An 18,576-nucleotide genomic window follows, 5' to 3' on the forward strand; every position below is an offset into this window, starting at 1 on the left:
AATGACTTATACGAAAAAATGTCGGAAGTCAGGAAACAGGTCATGATCGTCTTCCCCGAAAAGGAATTTGCGTTCACCGTCGATCTGACTGGCACTTACAAAGCCATGGAAATGGCGCGTGAGTGCAACGAAAAACAGCTAGGTTAAGTCTTAGCCGGGAAGCGCGGACATGAGCCGCGCTTTCTCTCCGACATCGTCCTGGGTTGAGATGACCGTGGCGAGGTCTTCGAGCGATGCGATCGAATGACCCGCACGGAAGCTGTCGACATGGGGCAGCATGGCGGCCACGCCTTGTGCTTTGGGGGCGAACCCATCCCAGCGCAGCAGAGGGTTCAGCCAGATCAGACGCCGGGCCGAAAGATGCAGACGCTCGGTCTCTTTCGCCAGGGCTTCGGGCGCGCCACGATCCAGCCCGTCCGATATCAGCAAAACGACTGCGCCCTGCCCCATGACGCGCCGCGACCAGTCTCGGTTGAATGCGTGCAGGCAGTCTCCGATCCGCGTGCCGCCTTCCCAATCCTGCGCCTCGGCCCCGGCCGCAGCTAGGGCGGCGTCCACGTCGCGCTGGTGCAGGTGACGGGTGATATTGGTCAGTTGCGTGCCGAAGGTGAAGGCATGGACCTTGGCCCAGCCAGCCCCCTTGGCGTTCGAGACCGTGTGCAGAAAATGCAGGATCAGGCGGCTATATTGGCTCATCGAGCCGGAGATATCGCAAAGCACGACCAGATTGGGCCAGCGCGGCCGGGGTTTTTGTTTCGCGATATCGTGCAGCTCTCCGCCCTGACGCATGGCGGCGCGCAGGGTTCTCGCCCGGTCGATCCGGTGGCCGATATAGCTGGCCTGGCTGCGGCGGCTTTCGATCGGTTTCACCGGCAGGCTGAGGCGTGACAGGAGGCGCTTGGCCTGAGCGATCTCATCGGTACTCATCTGTTCGAAATCCAGACTGCGCAGACGTTCCTCGGACGAGGCGGTTTGCGAAGCGTCAATCTCAAGCTCGGTCTCGCCCTCCTGCTCCTCGGAGGTTTCAGGCTGATCGCGTTCAACCCCGTCAAGCAACGCCTCAGCCGCGCGTTTTTCACCGGCGTCGGCTTTGCGTTCTTCCTGCACCCCACGAATGGCGGGCAGCATCATGGACATCATGTGTTCCAGATACCTTGGGTCGCGCCAATAAAGGCGAAAGACCTGCGCGAAGACGGTGCTATGTTCGGGGCGGTTCACGAAACAGGCGTGCAGGGTCCAGTAGAAATCCTGCTTCTCAGTAAAGCCTGCGGCCTCAACAGCGCGGATGGCATCCACCACACGACCGGTGCCGATCGGCAGCCCGGCTTTTCGAAGGGCGCGGGCGAAATGTGTGATGTTCTGCGCCAGCTTCGGGTTTTCGGGAATGTCGAGCGGGATCTGTTCGGCCATCAGCGCTCATGGGGGCTCTGCCCCCATACCCCCGAGGTATTTTCAAACAGAAGAAGCATCAGGCCGGTTCTAAATCGGCCTTGGCTTCGTCAAGAATGCGTTTGGCCTCGGACCCTTGCAGTTTCTGTATGTCGTCCTGGTATTTCAGGATCGCGCCGAGGGTATCTCCGATCACTTCGGGGCTGACGTTAATGACGTCCAGCGCCAGCAGGCATTTGGCCCAGTCGATGGTTTCCGCCACACCGGGTTTCTTGAACAGGTCTTCGGTGCGCAGGCGCTGCACGAAGGCCACGACCTCACGGCTGAGGGACTCGGCCGCTTCGGGCGCGCGGGCGTTCAGGATTTCAATCTCTCGGTCGAAATCCGGGTAGTCGACCCAGTGGTAAAGGCAGCGGCGTTTGAGGGCATCATGCACCTCACGCGTGCGGTTTGAGGTGACGATCACGACGGGTGGTTCGGGGGCTTTGACGGTGCCGAGTTCCGGGATTGTGACCTGAAAATCGCTGAGTGCTTCCAGCAGGAAGGCCTCGAAGGGTTCATCCGTGCGGTCAAGCTCGTCAATCAGCAGCACTGGCGCGCCGTTTTCATCGGGCCTCATGGCTTGTAACAAAGGGCGTTCGACGAGGTAGTCATCCGAGAACAGCTCGGTCTGCAGAGCAGAACGATCGGCGCCGCCCGCGGCTTCGGCGGTTCGGATGGCGACCATCTGCGCGGGAAAGTTCCATTCATAGACGGCAGAGGACGCATCAAGCCCTTCGTAGCATTGCAAGCGGATCAGGCGGCGACCAAGCCCTGCGGCCAGTGCCTTGGCGATCTCGGTCTTGCCTACACCGGCCTCACCTTCCAGAAACAGCGGCCGGCCGAGTTTCAGCGACAAGAAGACGACCGTTGCCAGCGCACGGCCGCAAACATAGCCCTGTGCGCTTAGCATTGTTTGAACCGCGTCTATGGAATTTGGCTGTGTCATGTGCTGAATTCTCCCTTGCCTCAAAAGGTCATGGCCGCGCCTGTGCGTCAAGGCCATCACCCGTTTCTGAGCTACGACGTTCGAACGAGTTGACAAGGGCTTTTCCGGCGGCGGCCTCTGTGTTAGCCGGGGCGCATGACCGATAGCATCACGATCCGCCGCCCCGACGACTGGCACCTGCACCTGCGCGATGGCGCGATGTTGCAGGCCGTCCTGCCCGAAACCGCCCGCCATTTTGGCCGTGCGATCATCATGCCCAATCTAGTGCCCCCGGTGGTGACCGGCGCGCACGCCGCCGCCTATCGCGAGCGTATCATGGCTGCGCTGCCCGAAGGGATGACGTTCGAGCCGCTGATGACCCTGTATCTGACCGAAGATACTGATCCAGAAGACCTCGCCGCTGCGCATGCAAGTGGTTTGGTCAAGGCGGTCAAGCTCTACCCGGCAGGTGCAACGACCAATTCGCATTCGGGTGTTCGGAATTTCGACAATGTGCGCCCGGTGCTGGAGAAGATGGCCGAGATCGGCCTGCCTCTATGTGTTCATGGCGAGGTCACCGATGCCGAGATAGACATTTTCGACCGCGAGGCCGTGTTCATCGACCGCGTTCTGGATCCAATCCGCAAGGCCACGCCGGGCCTGCGCGTTGTGATGGAGCATATTACGACCCGCCACGGGGTTCAGTATGTTGCCGCCAACGAGGCCGATCTAGGAGCGACGATCACGGCGCACCACCTGATCATCAACCGCAACCACATTCTGGTGGGCGGGATCAAACCTCACTACTACTGCCTGCCAGTCGCCAAGCGTGAAGAGCATCGGTTGGAACTGTTGAAGGCCGCGACCTCGGGCGACCCGCGCTATTTCCTGGGCACGGACAGCGCACCTCATACGGATGACAACAAGGAAATGGCCTGTGGCTGTGCGGGCTGTTTCACGGCGACCAACACCATGTCCTTAGTGGCAGAGATGTTCGACCGCGAAGGTGCCTTGGACAAGCTGGAAGGGTTTGTGTCGTTGAATGGTCCGGGTTTCTACGGCCTGCCGGTGAACGAAAGCTCAATCACGCTGACCAAGGGTGACCCGGTAGAATACCCGTCGAAGATCGAAAGCGGCGACGGACCCGTCACCGTATTCGATCCCGGCTTCCCACTGCACTGGCGCGTGGTTTAACCCGCCAGTTTTGCAGCCAGATCGCGGGCGCGACCTCCGGTGCGCAGCATCGACCAGATCGCGTCCGCCTCGTCCCCTCCAATCAGTTTCGACGCTTTGGCGCGGACACGGTCTTCCCGATCCGCCAGAGACATTGGAGCCATCAGATCATGGGTAACCTCGCGTCGTACGCCGTCGCGCCGCAGCAGCTCCAGATGGGCCTGGGTCTCGGTCAGAGTCTCATCCGCCTCGACCGTGATGCGGTCTCGCAAAGAGCGAATTCGAGGATCAGCGCAGACCTTTTCGGTGTAACTACTTGGCAAAGCGGTGTCGTAGCCGAGCGCCTGCATGGCGATCACCGTGCGATAGGAAAACTTCGCCCCCAGCCCCGTGGTCGGAGACATCTGGTTGCAGACACTCATCCAGCGCGGATGGGTTTTGACCTTGATTTCAGCCACTTCGGGTTCGGCAATATCAAGACGTAGAGCAGCCTCAAGCGCGGCGTGTAAACCGTGGCAGCAGGCGTGGAACTTGTGGCTGACCGATTCGAACAGCCATTCCTCCCCCAACCCGTCCAGCGCCGCCGACGCATCCGCCGCGCCCTGATGGGTGGCGCCAAAGCCGTACTGGCCCTCTAGCGCACTCGCATTGGGCTCAAAGCCCCGTTTAATCAGCAACGCGGCCTCGATCCCGGCTGATGCGGCCAATCCTGCATTGTAGGGTTTGCCCATGGTGCCGAACTGAGTTTTCAGACCGGTCGCGCGCGTGGATGTCAGGCCCAGAACTTGTTGCATCTGGTTCGCATCAAACCCAAGCACCCGACCCGCTGCAACCGCCGCGCCAAAGGCCCCCGCAGTCGCCGTTTGGTGAAACCCGGCCTGATAGTGGTCTCGACCGAGCCAGAGGCCGATACGGATCGAAACCTCGATCCCGATTAGGGCCGCCTCCAACAGATCAACGAGGATACGGTCATCCCATTCCGAAACCGCCAAGGCCGCGGGTAGGATGGCAACCGACGGATGACCAATATGGGCGAAATGGGTGTCGTCATAGTCCAGCGCGTGAGACACCGTTCCATTGACCAGCGCCGCCGCCCGCAGAGGTGCGGCCCCGCCACCGAACAGATGGGCCTGCGCTGCGCCGCCCTCCTCCTGCACCATGTCCCGGACGGCGACCGATACGGGCTCCGACACACCGGCACGGCCCACGGCGATCCAGTCGAGAACGGACAGAGACGTAATGGCCCGCGCCTGCGCGGTTGTGTTGACGCTGCCAGCTGCAAAGCTCGCGAGCGTTGAGGTAAATCCAGACATAGCGCGCAGTCTAGCGCGCGTCGGTCGTTGGTAAAGCCTTAGCTGTAGAGTTCAGCGGCGCGGGCCTCGAATGCGCGCACGATGCGCTGCATGGCCTCGTTGAAGACAACACCAATGATCCCTTGCAGAATGGCGTTCTTGAACTCGAAATCTACATGGAACGAGACGTTGCACCCACCTTCGGGGGCGTCTTCAAACTGCCAGTCCGATTTCATGTATTTGAACGGGCCATCCAGATATTCAGTGTCGATCTTCTTTTGACCGGCAAACAATGTCACCCGGCTTCCGAATCTTTCGCGAAACACCTTGAACGAGATCACCAGGTCCGCCTCCATCACCTCGGCTTCGCCAGCCGCATAGGTCTTGCGGATACGCGCGGCGGCACACCAAGGCAGGAACTTGGGATAGCTCGCCACATCAGCAACCAGATCATACATCTGCTGAGCCGTATAAGGCAGGTGACGAGTTTCCGAGTGGATAGGCATGGCAATCCGGCATTAGAAGGTGACAATGGCGCGTCATGTCGTATGTTGCGCGCCAAAGATCAAGGGGGCTGCGATGACTGACCGCGCTTATGTGATAGATGAGATGATCTCGGCCAAGGCAATTGCAGCCAGAATCGAAGAGCTTTGCCGCGAAATTACCGAAGAATTCGGCGATACCGACAAGCTGGTGGTCGTCGGCCTGCTGCGTGGCTCTTTCGTGTTCATCGCTGATCTTGTGCGCGAGTTGGACCTGCCGATCGAGGTGGATTTCCTAGAGGCTTCTTCCTACGGCGACGCGATGGAGAGCAGCCGGGAAGTGCGCATTCTCAAGGACTTGCGCGGCGCGATTGAAGGTCGCGATGTGCTGGTGGTCGAAGATATCGTCGATACGGGCCACACGCTGAACCACGTCACCAACTTGCTGCGCAGTCGTAAGCCGAAACGGTTGAAGTCCATTGCCCTGCTGGACAAGCCCAGCCGGCGCGAGGTCGACTTTCGTTCGGATTGGATCGGGTTCGAGATCCCAGACGAGTTCGTCGTGGGCTACGGAATCGACTACGCGCAGCGCAATCGCAACCTGCCGTTCATCGGGAAGGTTCGGTTTACCTGAACGCGGCCTCAGCCCAGTACCTGCCGGATCGCCGCCAAAAATATGCCCGTACCAATTGGGATCAGAGCGTCGGGGAAATCATAGTCGGGATTGTGCAGCTGGGGGTGGTCTCGCCCCGCTCCTAACCAGAACATCGCCGACTTTGCGCCTTTGCCGAACTGGCCAAAATCTTCCGAAAACCTTTGCGGCTCATCGGTCAACTTGCATGGAACGGCTTGATCCGCGCAGGCCTCGGTTAGAATAGTCACCGCTTCAGCGTCATTGGTGCAGGCCTCGAAGACATCCTCATAGGTGATCTCGGCACTTAGGTTCTCGGACTTGGCGACCTGCTGAACCAAGGCCGTAGCATCGGCAACGAGCTTTGCCATCCGGTCGTCTGAAACGGTGCGCAATGTCACCCACAGCTCAGCCTGACCGGGGGCGACGCCAAAGGTCTGCTCTCCGAGGCTGGCATGGGTGATCGTGGTCAACGCGTAGTCCGCGTTCAGGGCGCCTGCCGTGCCAAGCCGTGTGAGTTCCGGGATCAATACGGACACAGCGCCCGCCGGAGAAACCCCGTCCTGCGGCGCGGCGGCATGAGAGGTCTTTCCGGTCAATGCAATCCGCATACCGCGAGAGGCGCAGTTGGTTGGCCCCTGACACAGCTCAACCTCGCCCAGTTCCAGCCCCGGCAAGTTATGGAGAGAAAACACGCAATCCGGCGCAAGCTTAGCGAACTCAGGATCGTCTCGGAACGCCCTGGCCCCCTGCCCAGTTTCTTCGGCAGGTTGGAAAATCAGAACCACCCGTCCGCGCGTCGGGCGCTGTTCCTGCAACGCAAGCGCCACGCCGAGAACCATCGACATATGGCCATCATGCCCGCACAGATGCCCTTTACCCGGCACGGTCGAGACATACGGCAGCTCCGAGAGTTCCTTGATCGGCAACCCATCCAGCTCGCACCGAATGGCGACGGTGGGACCGGTTGTGCCGCTGTCGAAGACCGCCGCAACTCCGTGCCCGCCGAGGTCGGTCACCACGGTATCCGCCCCTGCGCGACGCAGCTCATCAGCCATGCGCGTGGCGGTTTCACGTTCTTGCCCAGAGAGTTCGGGATGTTGATGGAAACTATGGCGCAGCGCGGTCAGCTGCGCCAATCTATCAGGCGTCACGCTTGACCCAGCTTCGCCTGCCGTGCCGCGCGCAAACGCGCGAAATCATCCCCTGCGTGGTAGGACGAACGCGTCAGCGGAGTGGCCGAGACCATCAGGAAGCCCTTGCCATAGGCCGCTTTTTCATAGGAGGCGAACTCCTCCGGCGTCACGAAACGGTCCACCGCGTGGTGCTTGGGCGTCGGTTGCAGATATTGACCAATAGTCAGGAAATCTATGTCAGCGGCGCGCATGTCATCCATGACCTGACCGACTTGCTGCTTGTCCTCACCCAGACCGACCATGATGCCGGACTTGGTGAAGATCGACGGGTCCAGTTCCTTCACCCGCTGCAATAGGCGCAGTGAGTGGAAATAGCGCGCGCCGGGGCGCACCTCGGGATAGAGGCCCGGTACGGTTTCGAGGTTATGGTTGAACACATCCGGCTTGGCCTCGACCACGGTCTCAAGTACTTCGGGTTCACACTTCAGGAAGTCGGGCGTCAGAATCTCGATCGTCGTCTTCGGCGAACGGTGACGGACGGCGCGAATGGTCTGAGCGAAATGATCTGCTCCGCCATCTTTCAAATCGTCCCGGTCAACCGAGGTGATCACAACGTGGTTCAGACCCAATTTTTGCACCGCATGCGCCACACGACCTGGCTCGAATGCATCCAGCGAGTCAGGACGTCCCGTGGCAATATTGCAAAAGGTGCAGCCGCGGGTACAAATCTCACCCATGATCATCATGGTGGCGTGACCCTGGCTCCAGCACTCGCCCACGTTGGGGCATCCGGCCTCTTCGCACACCGTCACCAGATTGTTTTCACGCATGATCTTATGCGTCTCGGCATAACCCTTGCCGCCTGGCGCCTTGACCCTGATCCATTTCGGTTTCTTGGGCTGGGCGTTGTCCGGGCGATGCGCCTTTTCGGGGTGACGTTGTTCTGGGATTTTCAGATCGCGCACGGGCAGTTTTCCTAACTTTGGGTCAACTTTGTGTACCCATAACATAAAACAATCACGCCTGTTACACCAGCGACGCATAGCCGCTATGCACATATCTCGCGAGCGCCAAATTAGTTTAACCTTAAACTATATTTTTCGCACGAAAAATCAATAGACAAGCCAATTAAACCTATCTTGCAGATGCAGCATTTCATGGATTGCAGGCAATTTAGAACTGATTTAAATCGCCAGAAAGTCACAACTGAATCACAGGAACTTGAACATGAAGACCGGAGCAAAACTGCCCGATGTGACCTTCCACACGCGCGTCCGCGACGAGGCCGTCGAAGGCCCCAACCCGTTCCGCTGGGAAGACAAGACTACCGCCGACTATTTCGCTGGCAAACGGGTGATCCTGTTCTCGCTGCCCGGCGCTTTCACCCCCACATGTTCGACCTACCAGCTGCCCGGATTTGAAAACGGCTACGCCGATTTCACCGCCAAGGGTATCGACGAGATCTACTGCATGTCCGTTAATGACAGCTTTGTCATGAACAAATGGGCACAGGATCAAGGCCTGAAAAACGTCAAGGTCATCCCTGACGGTTCGGGTGAGTTCACCCGCAAGATGGGCATGCTGGTCGACAAGGACAACCTGGGCTTTGGCATGCGCTCATGGCGCTATGCGGCCATCATCAATGACGGCGTCGTCGAAGCATGGTTCGAAGAGCCCGGCCTGATGGATAACTGCCCCGAGGACCCCTATGGCGTGTCCTCGCCCGAGACTCTGATCCAGCATCTGGAAGCTGCCGCCGAACCTGCTTTGGCGTAAACCCGGTGCTTAGGCGCTGAATACCGGCCCGCCACTGGCGGGCCTTTTCATGACCGCGTGGCCGAAACGATCTGCTTCCCCACGTCCCGGATCACCTGGGCCAAACGATCCACCCAGCCGTCATCCGTTGTTGACGCGCGCCGGACTAACCCCACCGTGCGCGCCGGTTGCGGGGCACCAAAACGCAAAAGCTTCATGCCCGGAACAGCCTCTGATTCCGATTTTGCGGCCAATTCGGGCATCAGGGTCAGGCCGAACCCCTCGGCAACCAGCCGGGAAAGCGTCGCAAGCGAGGAGGCCCCCATGTTGATCTGCCCACTGCCCCGATCCTGCCCGCAGACCTCAAGCGCTTGATCCGTCAGGCAATGGCCATCCTCCAACAGCATCAACTGTGCTGATTGCAAATCCAGAGGGCGCAGCATCTCGGGGCTGGTGTTCACACGTTGCAGCCGAGCGGCGCTGCCTGCCAGCAGGAAGTGATCCTGGAATAACGGCGTTTCGTGGAATTCCGAGCCGCCCGCCGGCAGGGCTAGAACCGCAGCGTCGATCTCACCTTCGCGGAGCAAAGACAGCAACCGTTCGGTCCTCGCTTCGCGGATCTGCACGCGCAGCGAGACATCTTCGGCGCGTAGACCACCCAGAACGCCGGGCAGAAGGTACGGTGCAATTGTCGGGATGATCCCGATCGACAGCGACCGATGGCCGCCAGAGTGATCCCGCGCGAACTGGTCCAGCCGCACAGCTGCCCCCAGAACCTGGCGCGCATGCTCCAGAACGTCTCGCCCCAGCGGCGTCAGCAGGATATCACGCGCCTGACGCTCGAACAGTACACCGCCCAGTGTTTCTTCAAGCGATTTGATTTGAACAGACAGCGCGGGTTGCGACACGTTGCAGACCTGCGCGGCGCGGCCGAAATTGCGCTGCTCGGCCACGGCCTGAAAGTATTGCAACTGTTTGAGTGTGAAATTCATAGCCCTTGATTATCAGCAAGGGCCGAAACCACAAGAGAGACTTATACCTATCCGATCATGCGATCTTGCCCGGAGAGGTCCTCATAGTGTCGTTTCAGGCGCTGTAACGCGATGCGTAGAACGATCTTGCCCGAACGCGCGGACCAGCCCATGCGCTTTTCGGCCAGCTCCAGCCCCTCAAGATAGCAACAACAGCGCAGCGCTACGTCACTGAGCCCCGGCCCAAGGTCCGACAACGCGCGCGCCACACGGTCCTTTGCGTCCGAGGCCCCACGCCCACCGTGAGATTCACTGTCAAAATTGCCGCGCACGCCCCCGGTCAAAAAGCGATCCCAGTTCTGCGCAACCCGCGGACCGATCTGCGCCAGCTCAAAGTCTTCGCGCAGACGCTCCCCCGCACGGACCAGTGTTTCATCGAGAAACGGTTTGCCGTCCCGGTCCCGCCGCCGCGCCAACGCGATCAACGGGCTTTCCGTAGCACTGTAGCGCACGCGTCGGGAGCGCTCCGGTGCGTCTCCACTTAACTTCGGCTGGAACGCCGCCTGTGCCTCGGCCATGCCGAATTCGTTGCGCGACCGGGCCTTGTTTTCCGCCTCGGCCACCAACCTGTTGAGCGCAGCGCGCCCTGATGTCGAGATCCGGTACCGCGAAATACGGCCCGGATTGTCGCAGGAAATCCAGTCCTGCAAGGCAAGCGCCTGTGCAATCTTGCAATCAACAACGGCCGTCCTTGCGGTCCCGGCCTCACCGGTGTCACGCACGACTACGGCTTTCTCCATATCCTCGGCCACCGCCAAAACCGATCCCGTCTCACATAGGCGTCTCAGCACACGCAGCGCTTCACCCTCGAATGAGTCGTCTTCCTGGTTGTCCTGTCCGCTTGCGTCAAAGCGGCGCGTCCGATCAGAGACCGAGAAATGCGTCTCGGCTAGCGATTGCAGGGCCGCATCGACCAAGGGATCATCGCGGCGCATTTCGACCCGTCGGATTTGTCTGAGAATAGTAGAGGCATGGCACCCGGCCGATCTTGCGATATCCCGGATCGACTGACCGGTTTCCGTGTGCGCAAGGTAACGCTTTGCCCCCTCGGGAACCCATGCCGGAATAGAGAATGCCACGTTGTTTTCCATATTCATTTGCCCTCGTCGACAAAACAGACTGCCACTTTTGCCCCTCGAAATTAAAGTTAACCAAATCTAACTAGAGGTGGTTTCGTTACTCGTTCGTTAACCCCGAAGCGCAGCAACCAGATTTGATTCAAAAAGATAAACAGTCGTGAAACCATCGTTCGGGGCGACCCTCAAGGGCGCAACGCCCGCTTAGGTTGTGTGACAAACAGGGCGTCAACTATCCGAACATGAGGCACCTGAAATGCAAGACCTGATGACCATGATCACGACCCTGCGCCGCCCCCGCTTATTCCTGACTTCCGACCTTTTTGTTGATCTGACTGGGTTTTTGGTTTGTTTTCAGGTGTGGTTGCTCAGAGGCGCGTTGTAGTGCCCCATTATTATAAAAAGTATTGACATGGGCCTTCAGATGGCTAACCTCTTCGCCCATGTTCATCCGCACCAAACATGACGCAAAGCTCAACCGCACACGGATCCAGATCGTTGAATCCGTCCGCACCGGCTCCAAGGTACGCCAGAAGATCCTGCGCCATGTGGGTGTGGCCCATAACGACAGCGAGATTGAGGATATCAAGCGTCTGCGGGCCGCTTGATGGAGCAATTACGCATTGATCGCCGCCGCGAACTGTTCGCGCCCACGCGATCAACGGGCTTTCCGTAGCACTGTAGCGCACGCTTCTCGGCGCGTAAAAGTGCGCATTGTGAAAGAGCTGGTTATCCGGTGCGTCTCACGCTCAATCTGGACGTGGTCTTGGATTACATTACGCCGGTGATAGACGGCTCACGCGGAACCAGTGACCGTGCCTGATTGCACGACCCTGGCCTTTGACACCGAGCGCGAGATGCGGACGGGGTCGGCCATGCCGAATTCGTTGCGCGACCGGGCCTTGTTTTCCGCCTCGGCCACCAACCTGTTGAGCGCAGCGCGCCCTGATGTCGAGATCCGGTACCGCGAAATACGGCCCGGATTGTCGCAGGAAATCCAGTCCCACAAGCGCGACAAGGCTCGAAAAGCTGCACAAGAAGCTCAAGCGCTCTCGCAAACCCGGCAAGCAGCGGGGATATGGCCGCTTCCTGGCCTTCCCCGACAGCGGGGACGTCACGCTGGATGATGCAAAGATCAAGGCAGCGGCACAATGGGACGGGCTGCATGCCATTGTTGTTCATGGTGCGGACGAACTGGAGGCACAGGACGTCATTGCCCGCTATCACCAGTTGTGGGAGATCGAAGCCTGCTTCCGCACCAACAAGCACGATCTGAAAATCCGGCCCATCTATCACTGGTCGCCGCGTCGGGTCCGGGCCCATATCGCCATCTGCTACATGGCCTTCTGCTGCCTGCAGCACCTGCGCAAGCATCTGGACCTGCTCGGACACCCGATGAGCCCGGCTCGTATCCGCAACGAGTTGAACGCATTGCAGCTCTCGATCCTGCGCCACAAAGGCACCCCTGACCGCTACGCATGCCAAGCCATGCCACGGTCGATGCCAGACGCATCCTCACCTGCGTCGGCCTGACCTGGAACGAAGCCCCTTTCAAGATACCCCCCGGGCGCACCCGAAAAACTGGCCAGACCAAAGCCTGAGCTCCCTCAACACTCCGAAACAATCGCTGGCGAAAAAAGTCCGTGTAGTGCCTTTTGGCAACCAAGGCATAATAATATCAATGACTTATACGAAAAAATGTCGGAAGTCAGGGTTGTCCTGTCCGCTTGCGTCAAAGCGGCGCGTCCGATCAGAGACCGAGAAATGCGTCTCGGCTAGCGATTGCAGGGCCGCATCGACCAAGGGATCATCGCGGCGCATTTCGACCCGTCGGATTTGTCTGAGAATAGTAGAGGCATGGCACCCGGCCGATCTTGCGATATCCCGGATCGACTGACCGGTTTCCGTGTGCGCAAGGTAACGCTTTGCCCCCTCGGGAACCCATGCCGGAATAGAGAATGCCACGTTGTTTTCCATATTCATTTGCCCTCGTCGACAAAACAGACTGCCACTTTTGCCCCTCGAAATTAAAGTTAACCAAATCTAACTAGAGGTGGTTTCGTTACTCGTTCGTTAACCCCGAAGCGCAGCAACCAGATTTGATTCAAAAAGATAAACAGTCGTGAAACCATCGTTCGGGGCGACCCTCAAGGGCGCAACGCCCGCTTAGGTTGTGTGACAAACAGGGCGTCAACTATCCGAACATGAGGCACCTGAAATGCAAGACCTGATGACCATGATCACGACCCTGCGCCGCCCCCGCTTATTGGCACGCGCCGCAAAATTCGGGGCGCAGGACTACAACCGTGACCGGCATCTGCAGCGCATCCTGGGCTATGGTCGACTGCCGGGGAACGGGGCCGCTCTGATGCGGCTTATGGATATGGAGAAAGAGCAAAATACGCTGCGAAAAGAAAAGGATGCCGCCTATTCTCTGGTCAGGCATCTTGATCTTCTGATCGCGCTTTTGGGTGAGGCGCAGCTGTACCAAGCCAGCCGCGCCGCACAGTTCGAGTGATCAGGTAAACGCGTCCGGCATCGAGGCTTTCTTGTCGGCAATATAAGCCTCGAGCGCCTCTTTGGTGGCCGGGTCCATCTGCGGCTGCTGGTAGTTGGCCAGCAGATGCTCGACCCGGGCCGAGGCCAGCTGACGCGTATCGCGTGAACCTTCATCCTGCCAGGTCTCGAACGGTTTGTAGTCCAGCACCTCGGTTTTCCAGAAGGCTTCCTTGAAGTTGGCCTGCGTGTGCTCGCAGCCAAGATAGTGACCGCCCGGCCCCACTTCGCGGATCGCACCCATCGCCTGCGCGTTTTCGTCATAGGCGACGCCTTTGGCCAGACCGTGCAGAACACCAAGTTGATCGGCATCCATCACGAACTTTTCAAAGTCGGCAACCAGACCGCCTTCGAGCCAGCCGCACGAGTGCAGCATGAAGTTCACGCCCGACATCAGCCCCATGTTCAGTGAGTTCGCGGTTTCATAAGCCGCCTGCGCGTCCGGCAGTTTCGAACCACAGAACGACCCTGCAGAACGGAAAGGCAGATTCAGGCGGCGTGCCAGCTGACCTGCACCATATGTGATATGCGCGGCCTCGGGTGTACCAAAGGTCGGCGCGCCCGAGTTCATGTCGATCGAAGTCACAAACGCACCAAAAATTACAGGAGCACCCGGACGGATGATCTGGCTATAGGCGATACCCGCCAGAACCTCGGCCAGAACCTGCGTCAGCGTCCCTGCAACCGACACCGGCGCCATCGCACCGCCGACGATGAAGGGCGAGACAATGCAAGCCTGATTGTTCTTCGCGTAAACTTCCAGCGCGCCCATCATCACATCGTCGAAGGTCATCGGCGAGTTGATGTTGGTCAGCGAGGTCATAACGGTGTTGTTCTGAACGAAGTCCTTGCCGAACAGAATCTCGCACATCTCGACCGAATCCTGCGCCCGGCTGGGGTCGGTCACGGAACCCATGAAGGGTTTGTCCGACAGCGTCATATGCGCCATCAGCATATCGAGGTGGCGTTTGTTCACCGGAATATCGGTCGGTTCGCAAACGGTACCGCCCGAGTGGTGCAGCCACTTGGACATATAGGCCAGCTTCACGAATTTATTGAAGTCATCCATGGTTGCATAGCGACGACCACCCTGCGCATCACGCACAAACGGAGGGCCATAAACAGGCGCCAGAACCAGGTTACGGCCACCGATCACCACCGATTTCTCTGGGTTGCGGGCGTGCTGAGTGAACTGGCTTGGGGCTGTTTTGATCAGCTGACGCGCCAGACCACGCGGAATGCGCACGCGTTCGCCATCAACATCCGCACCCGCATTGCGCCAACGCTCCAGCGCGGCGGGATTGTCGACAAAGTTGACGCCAACCTCTTCCAGAATCGTTTCCGCGTTGTACTCGATGATCTCCAACGCTTCTTCGTTGAGGACCTCAAAGTTCGGAATGTTCCGCTCGATGTACTTTGCGGTGTCGATCCGAACCGCAGTGCGTTCTGCCCGGCGGGCGGCTCCGCCACCACCGCGACCTCGACGACGTGCTGATGCTTCAGCCATTTTTCCTCACCATACTTTGGATGTCTTGATTGGATCTCAATCTAGCCCGCCAACACTCGCTACTATTGGAAGATAACGGCTATTGGCACATAAAAGCGACATTGCGCCGCGACGGGACGCTTTAAAACAACGGGTTCAGGTCTCGTTCGCGTCTTCCCACTCGACACTCAGAATCCCCGGCTCAAGAATTAGGGGCGCCGCGATTTTGTGTTGCACATTTTCGGGATGATCTTCGGTGGAAACGAGAATTTCCAGTGTTTGCAGACCTTTGCCGTCTGCATCTCCCTTTTGAAACCCGACAATGCGCACCCCGTTTTGCGCCAAAGCCTGTAGTGCCGCTGCGCGGACCTCCGCCTGCGCATCTGCCGCGCACTGCACGAGAATGCGGAACTCTTGCGTCAAGGGAACCCCGGCGCGTGTCGTTTTTTTCAACCATTTCACCAGCGGCCGCAGCCCCAGGTTCACAAAAATGACGAAACCCGTCATCATGATCGCAAAGATCCAGGCCCCACTGCCGGCCATCATCCCCACAGCCGCTGAACACCACAACGTCGCCGCCGTGTTCAAGCCGTGAATGGTGAACCCGTGCCGAAAGATGATGCCTGCCCCAAGAAACCCGATCCCCGATACGACCTGCGCGGCCACGCGTGTCGGGCTCACCTCATCCGGATAGAGCGCCGAGAAAACCACAAAAGCTGCGGCGCTCAGGGCCACCAGCGCATTGGTGCGCAAACCTGCCATACGTTGGCGCACCTGACGCTCGGACCCGATCAGCGCCCCACAGAACATGGCCAGAGCCAGATTCAAAGCGGCAAGTTCAACAGCTATGGGCAAACGCATCTCTCCTATTCGAGTGTCCGCATGACGCAGACGGAAAGATCGTCATATTTTTGTTACAAAACTTTTACAATAGCGGAAGCGCAGTTTCCCAGAAATGCGGGTATCTGCCCTTCAGCAAAGACCTTTCTCTTGCGAATTTGTCACGCTTGGCCTATGGCCCGCACATGAGTGATACATCCCACGACCGCCTTCTGATCATCGACTTCGGCAGCCAGGTTACGCAGCTGATCGCACGCCGTCTGCGCGAGCTGAATGTCTATTGCGAAATCCATCCCTACCAGAACGTCACCATGGAATTTGTGCGCGAAATGGCGCCCAAAGCGGTGATTTTTTCGGGTGGGCCGGACAGTGTCACGCGCGAGGGCTCTCCGCGCGCGCCGCAAGAGATTTTCGACTATGGCGTTCCGATCCTGGGCATCTGTTATGGCCAGCAGGTGATGATGCACCAACTGGGCGGCAAGGTCGAAAGCGGCCATGGCACTGCCGAGTTTGGCCGCGCCTTTGTCACTCCGAAAGGTCAGTTGGATATTCTGAAAGACTGGTTCGCGGATGGTGATGAACAGGTCTGGATGAGCCACGGTGACCACGTCAGCGAAATCGCTCCGGGGTTTGAGGTTTACGGCACCTCCCCTAATGCGCCGTTTGCCATTACGGCAGACAGCAAGCGCCATTTCTACGCAGTGCAGTTCCACCCCGAGGTGCATCACACCCCCAAGGGCGCGAAACTGTATGAGAATTTCGTGAAGCTCGCCGGGTTCAGCGGCGACTGGACGATGGGTGCCTATCGCGAACAGATGATCGAGAAGATTCGCGAGCAGGTCGGCGACAAGAAGGTCATCTGCGGCCTGTCCGGCGGCGTCGACAGCTCGGTGGCCGCGATCCTGATCCACGAAGCGATCGGTGATCAACTCACCTGCGTCTTTGTTGACCACGGGCTGCTTCGCAAGAACGAGGCGCAGGAAGTCGTCGGCATGTTCCGCGACAACTACAACATTCAGCTGATCCACGCAGATGAGAGCGATCTGTTCCTGGGCGAGTTGGACGGTCAAAGCGACCCCGAGACCAAGCGCAAGATCATCGGCAAGCTGTTCATCGACGTGTTCCAGAAACACGCTGACACAATCGACGGCGCCGAGTTCCTGGCCCAAGGCACGCTCTACCCTGACGTCATCGAATCCGTCTCGTTCAGCGGAGGGCCTTCGGTCACGATCAAGTCGCACCACAATGTTGGTGGCCTGCCCGAGAAGATGGGCCTGAAGCTGGTCGAACCCCTGCGTGAGCTGTTCAAGGATGAGGTCCGCGCGCTGGGTCGCGAACTGGGCCTGCCTGACAGCTTCATCGGCCGCCACCCCTTCCCCGGGCCGGGTCTGGCCATTCGCTGTCCCGGAGAAATTACCCGCGAGAAGCTGGAAATCCTGCGGGAGGCCGATGCGATCTACATCGACCAGATTCGCAAACACGGGCTCTATGATGAGATCTGGCAGGCTTTCGTGGCGATTCTCCCCGTCCGCACGGTCGGCGTCATGGGCGATGGCCGCACATACGACTACGCCTGCTCGCTACGTGCCGTGACGTCAGTAGATGGCATGACCGCCGACTATTACCCCTTCAGCCATGAATTCCTCGGCGAAACCGCCACTCGGATCATAAATGAGGTCAAGGGCATCAACCGATGCACCTATGACATCACCTCGAAACCTCCGGGAACAATTGAGTGGGAATGAGACAAAAGCCGGGTTCTGACCCGGCTTTTTTGTTTCTCCGACACTGAGAAAAGTGATTTAAAGTCAGACATCTAAACCAATCGTTAAGAGGCGCAGCGTGCAGGGCGACAAAACGCAGTTTGGTAAGGCCGCTCTGTGGATGACCGGCGCTATTGCCTCGTTCTCCTCAATGGCCGTCGCCGGTCGAGAGTTGAGCCTGCATCACGATACTTTCGAGATCATGATGTATCGCAGTTTTGTCGGCGTGATCATCGTAGCGCTAGTATTGACGGCGACCCGCAAATGGCATCAGGTCACAACCGAGCGTCTTGGTTTGCACGCCCTACGCAACACGTTCCATTTCACCGGCCAAAACCTTTGGTTCTACGCCGTCGGAGTGGCCCCTCTGGCGCAGGTTTTCGCGCTTGAATTCACCCAACCGATCTGGGTTATCCTGCTTTCTCCGCTTCTTTTGAAAGAGCGCCTGACCGCGATCCGCATGACCTCGGCATTGATTGCGTTTGTCGGTGTTCTGATGGTGACAAGACCCGGCACCTCTAGCCTGTCGCCGGGTATCCTTATGGCTGCCGGAAGCGCGATTTTCTTCGCGTTTACAACGATCACGACGAAACAGCTCACACGACACGCCAGTATCGGATGTATCGTGTTCTGGCTGACTGTGATGCAGGCTGTTCTTGGCACGATCGCCGCTGGGATAGATCAGCAAATCGCCTTGCCAACGCTGCAGACGGCACCTTTTTTGTTGTTGGTTGGTCTGGCCGGTCTTTTGGCGCATTTCTGTATCACAAACGCGCTTGCAATCGCCCCCGCGACCGTGGTGGTGCCGTTCGACTTTGCCCGCCTGCCGACAATCGCGGTTGTCGGAATGCTACTATACCACGAACCACTGGATCACTGGACGTTGCTCGGAGCAGCTGTGATCTTTTCAGGTATCTTTCTGAATGTTTGGTCCGAAAATCGTAACAGTTTAGCAACAGTTCGTGCCGACACTCATAAGAAGTAACGCACGGTCACTAG

The 18,576-nt window shown here is 58.7% G+C and carries 21 protein-coding genes and 1 pseudogene; 10 read left to right on the forward strand and 12 right to left on the reverse strand.

What is annotated here, in order from left to right:
• The first annotated feature begins 18 nt into the window (after positions 1–18).
• Entirely contained in the window at positions 19–147 is a 129-nt protein-coding gene (locus ACOERD_RS16080; RefSeq protein WP_419739702.1) for a hypothetical protein, read from the forward strand.
• A gap of 3 nt (positions 148–150) precedes the next feature.
• Here ACOERD_RS16080 and ACOERD_RS16085 read toward each other — a convergent pair whose 3' ends face one another.
• Positions 151–1,410 (reverse strand): vWA domain-containing protein, encoded by a 1,260-nt coding sequence (locus ACOERD_RS16085; protein WP_419739703.1) that lies wholly within the window; start codon positions 1,408–1,410, stop codon positions 151–153.
• 58 nt (positions 1,411–1,468) lie between these two features.
• The gene (locus tag ACOERD_RS16090) at positions 1,469–2,377 is read right to left on the reverse strand and encodes an AAA family ATPase (protein ID WP_419739704.1); all 909 of its coding nucleotides are present in this window, start codon (positions 2,375–2,377) and stop codon (positions 1,469–1,471) included.
• A 135-nt stretch (positions 2,378–2,512) separates the two neighbouring features.
• Here ACOERD_RS16090 and pyrC point away from each other — a divergent pair, with 135 nt between their 5' ends.
• On the forward strand, positions 2,513–3,550 hold the full coding sequence (gene pyrC, locus ACOERD_RS16095; protein ID WP_419739705.1) for a dihydroorotase: 1,038 nt from the start codon (positions 2,513–2,515) through the stop codon (positions 3,548–3,550).
• Here the strand turns inward: pyrC and ACOERD_RS16100 are convergent.
• Both ACOERD_RS16100 and ACOERD_RS16105 read right to left on the reverse strand, forming a co-directional pair.
• Positions 3,547–4,842 (reverse strand): MmgE/PrpD family protein, encoded by a 1,296-nt coding sequence (locus tag ACOERD_RS16100; protein ID WP_419739706.1) that lies wholly within the window; start codon positions 4,840–4,842, stop codon positions 3,547–3,549. The genes pyrC and ACOERD_RS16100 overlap by 4 nt on opposite strands.
• Before the next feature lie 38 nt (positions 4,843–4,880).
• On the reverse strand, positions 4,881–5,327 hold the full coding sequence (locus ACOERD_RS16105; protein WP_170376815.1) for a type II toxin-antitoxin system RatA family toxin: 447 nt from the start codon (positions 5,325–5,327) through the stop codon (positions 4,881–4,883).
• Positions 5,328–5,400: 73 nt separating this feature from the next.
• Here ACOERD_RS16105 and hpt point away from each other — a divergent pair, with 73 nt between their 5' ends.
• A complete protein-coding gene (hpt, locus tag ACOERD_RS16110; protein ID WP_419739707.1) occupies positions 5,401–5,937 on the forward strand; it encodes a hypoxanthine phosphoribosyltransferase in 537 nt (178 codons plus the stop codon).
• An 8-nt stretch (positions 5,938–5,945) separates the two neighbouring features.
• Here hpt and ACOERD_RS16115 read toward each other — a convergent pair whose 3' ends face one another.
• Positions 5,946–7,088, reverse strand: a complete 1,143-nt coding sequence (locus ACOERD_RS16115; protein ID WP_419739708.1) for an amidohydrolase — start codon at positions 7,086–7,088, stop codon at positions 5,946–5,948.
• The gene (gene lipA, locus ACOERD_RS16120) at positions 7,085–8,035 is read right to left on the reverse strand and encodes a lipoyl synthase (protein WP_170551141.1); all 951 of its coding nucleotides are present in this window, start codon (positions 8,033–8,035) and stop codon (positions 7,085–7,087) included. Before lipA ends, ACOERD_RS16115 begins: the two co-directional genes overlap by 4 nt.
• A gap of 262 nt (positions 8,036–8,297) precedes the next feature.
• On the opposite strand from lipA, the gene ACOERD_RS16125 reads away from it, so the two are divergent.
• Positions 8,298–8,846 carry a peroxiredoxin gene (locus ACOERD_RS16125; protein ID WP_170718092.1) on the forward strand — a complete coding sequence of 183 codons (549 nt, stop codon included), beginning with the start codon at positions 8,298–8,300 and terminating at the stop codon, positions 8,844–8,846.
• A gap of 47 nt (positions 8,847–8,893) precedes the next feature.
• Here ACOERD_RS16125 and ACOERD_RS16130 read toward each other — a convergent pair whose 3' ends face one another.
• From ACOERD_RS16130 to ACOERD_RS16140, 3 genes are all read right to left on the reverse strand, one after another.
• The gene (locus ACOERD_RS16130; RefSeq protein WP_419739709.1) at positions 8,894–9,817 is read right to left on the reverse strand and encodes a LysR substrate-binding domain-containing protein; all 924 of its coding nucleotides are present in this window, start codon (positions 9,815–9,817) and stop codon (positions 8,894–8,896) included.
• A 47-nt stretch (positions 9,818–9,864) separates the two neighbouring features.
• The gene (locus ACOERD_RS16135; RefSeq protein ID WP_419740154.1) at positions 9,865–10,947 is read right to left on the reverse strand and encodes a DUF6456 domain-containing protein; all 1,083 of its coding nucleotides are present in this window, start codon (positions 10,945–10,947) and stop codon (positions 9,865–9,867) included.
• 286 nt (positions 10,948–11,233) lie between these two features.
• The gene (locus ACOERD_RS16140; RefSeq protein WP_419737963.1) at positions 11,234–11,383 is read right to left on the reverse strand and encodes a hypothetical protein; all 150 of its coding nucleotides are present in this window, start codon (positions 11,381–11,383) and stop codon (positions 11,234–11,236) included.
• Here ACOERD_RS16140 and ACOERD_RS16145 point away from each other — a divergent pair.
• From ACOERD_RS16145 to ACOERD_RS16155, 3 genes are all read left to right on the forward strand, one after another.
• Entirely contained in the window at positions 11,376–11,540 is a 165-nt protein-coding gene (locus ACOERD_RS16145) for a hypothetical protein (protein ID WP_419739710.1), read from the forward strand. The genes ACOERD_RS16140 and ACOERD_RS16145 overlap by 8 nt on opposite strands.
• Before the next feature lie 340 nt (positions 11,541–11,880).
• Complete coding sequence (locus tag ACOERD_RS16150; protein ID WP_419739711.1) at positions 11,881–12,465, forward strand: IS1634 family transposase; 585 nt, start codon at positions 11,881–11,883, stop codon at positions 12,463–12,465.
• On the forward strand, positions 12,411–12,533 hold the full coding sequence (locus ACOERD_RS16155) for a hypothetical protein (RefSeq protein WP_419739712.1): 123 nt from the start codon (positions 12,411–12,413) through the stop codon (positions 12,531–12,533). Before ACOERD_RS16150 ends, ACOERD_RS16155 begins: the two co-directional genes overlap by 55 nt.
• A gap of 157 nt (positions 12,534–12,690) precedes the next feature.
• Here the strand turns inward: ACOERD_RS16155 and ACOERD_RS16160 are convergent.
• Positions 12,691–12,909: pseudogene (locus ACOERD_RS16160) on the reverse strand (helix-turn-helix domain-containing protein); the annotation flags it as partial.
• Between the two features lie 241 nt (positions 12,910–13,150).
• On the opposite strand from ACOERD_RS16160, the gene ACOERD_RS16165 reads away from it, so the two are divergent.
• Positions 13,151–13,450: a DUF6477 family protein gene (locus tag ACOERD_RS16165; RefSeq protein ID WP_419739713.1), complete on the forward strand. Its 300-nt coding sequence runs from the start codon at positions 13,151–13,153 to the stop codon at positions 13,448–13,450.
• Here ACOERD_RS16165 and ACOERD_RS16170 read toward each other — a convergent pair whose 3' ends face one another.
• Both ACOERD_RS16170 and ACOERD_RS16175 read right to left on the reverse strand, forming a co-directional pair.
• The gene (locus tag ACOERD_RS16170) at positions 13,451–14,995 is read right to left on the reverse strand and encodes a trimethylamine methyltransferase family protein (RefSeq protein WP_419739714.1); all 1,545 of its coding nucleotides are present in this window, start codon (positions 14,993–14,995) and stop codon (positions 13,451–13,453) included.
• Between the two features lie 135 nt (positions 14,996–15,130).
• Positions 15,131–15,829, reverse strand: coding sequence for an MgtC/SapB family protein (locus tag ACOERD_RS16175; protein ID WP_419739715.1), 699 nt, complete (start codon positions 15,827–15,829; stop codon positions 15,131–15,133).
• Positions 15,830–15,999: 170 nt separating this feature from the next.
• On the opposite strand from ACOERD_RS16175, the gene guaA reads away from it, so the two are divergent.
• Both guaA and ACOERD_RS16185 read left to right on the forward strand, forming a co-directional pair.
• On the forward strand, positions 16,000–17,559 hold the full coding sequence (gene guaA / locus ACOERD_RS16180) for a glutamine-hydrolyzing GMP synthase (RefSeq protein ID WP_419739716.1): 1,560 nt from the start codon (positions 16,000–16,002) through the stop codon (positions 17,557–17,559).
• Between the two features lie 97 nt (positions 17,560–17,656).
• Positions 17,657–18,562: a DMT family transporter gene (locus ACOERD_RS16185; protein ID WP_419739717.1), complete on the forward strand. Its 906-nt coding sequence runs from the start codon at positions 17,657–17,659 to the stop codon at positions 18,560–18,562.
• Positions 18,563–18,576: the final 14 nt, after the last annotated feature.

The organism is Ruegeria sp. (genome assembly GCF_965199275.1).
GTDB lineage: Bacteria > Pseudomonadota > Alphaproteobacteria > Rhodobacterales > Rhodobacteraceae > Ruegeria.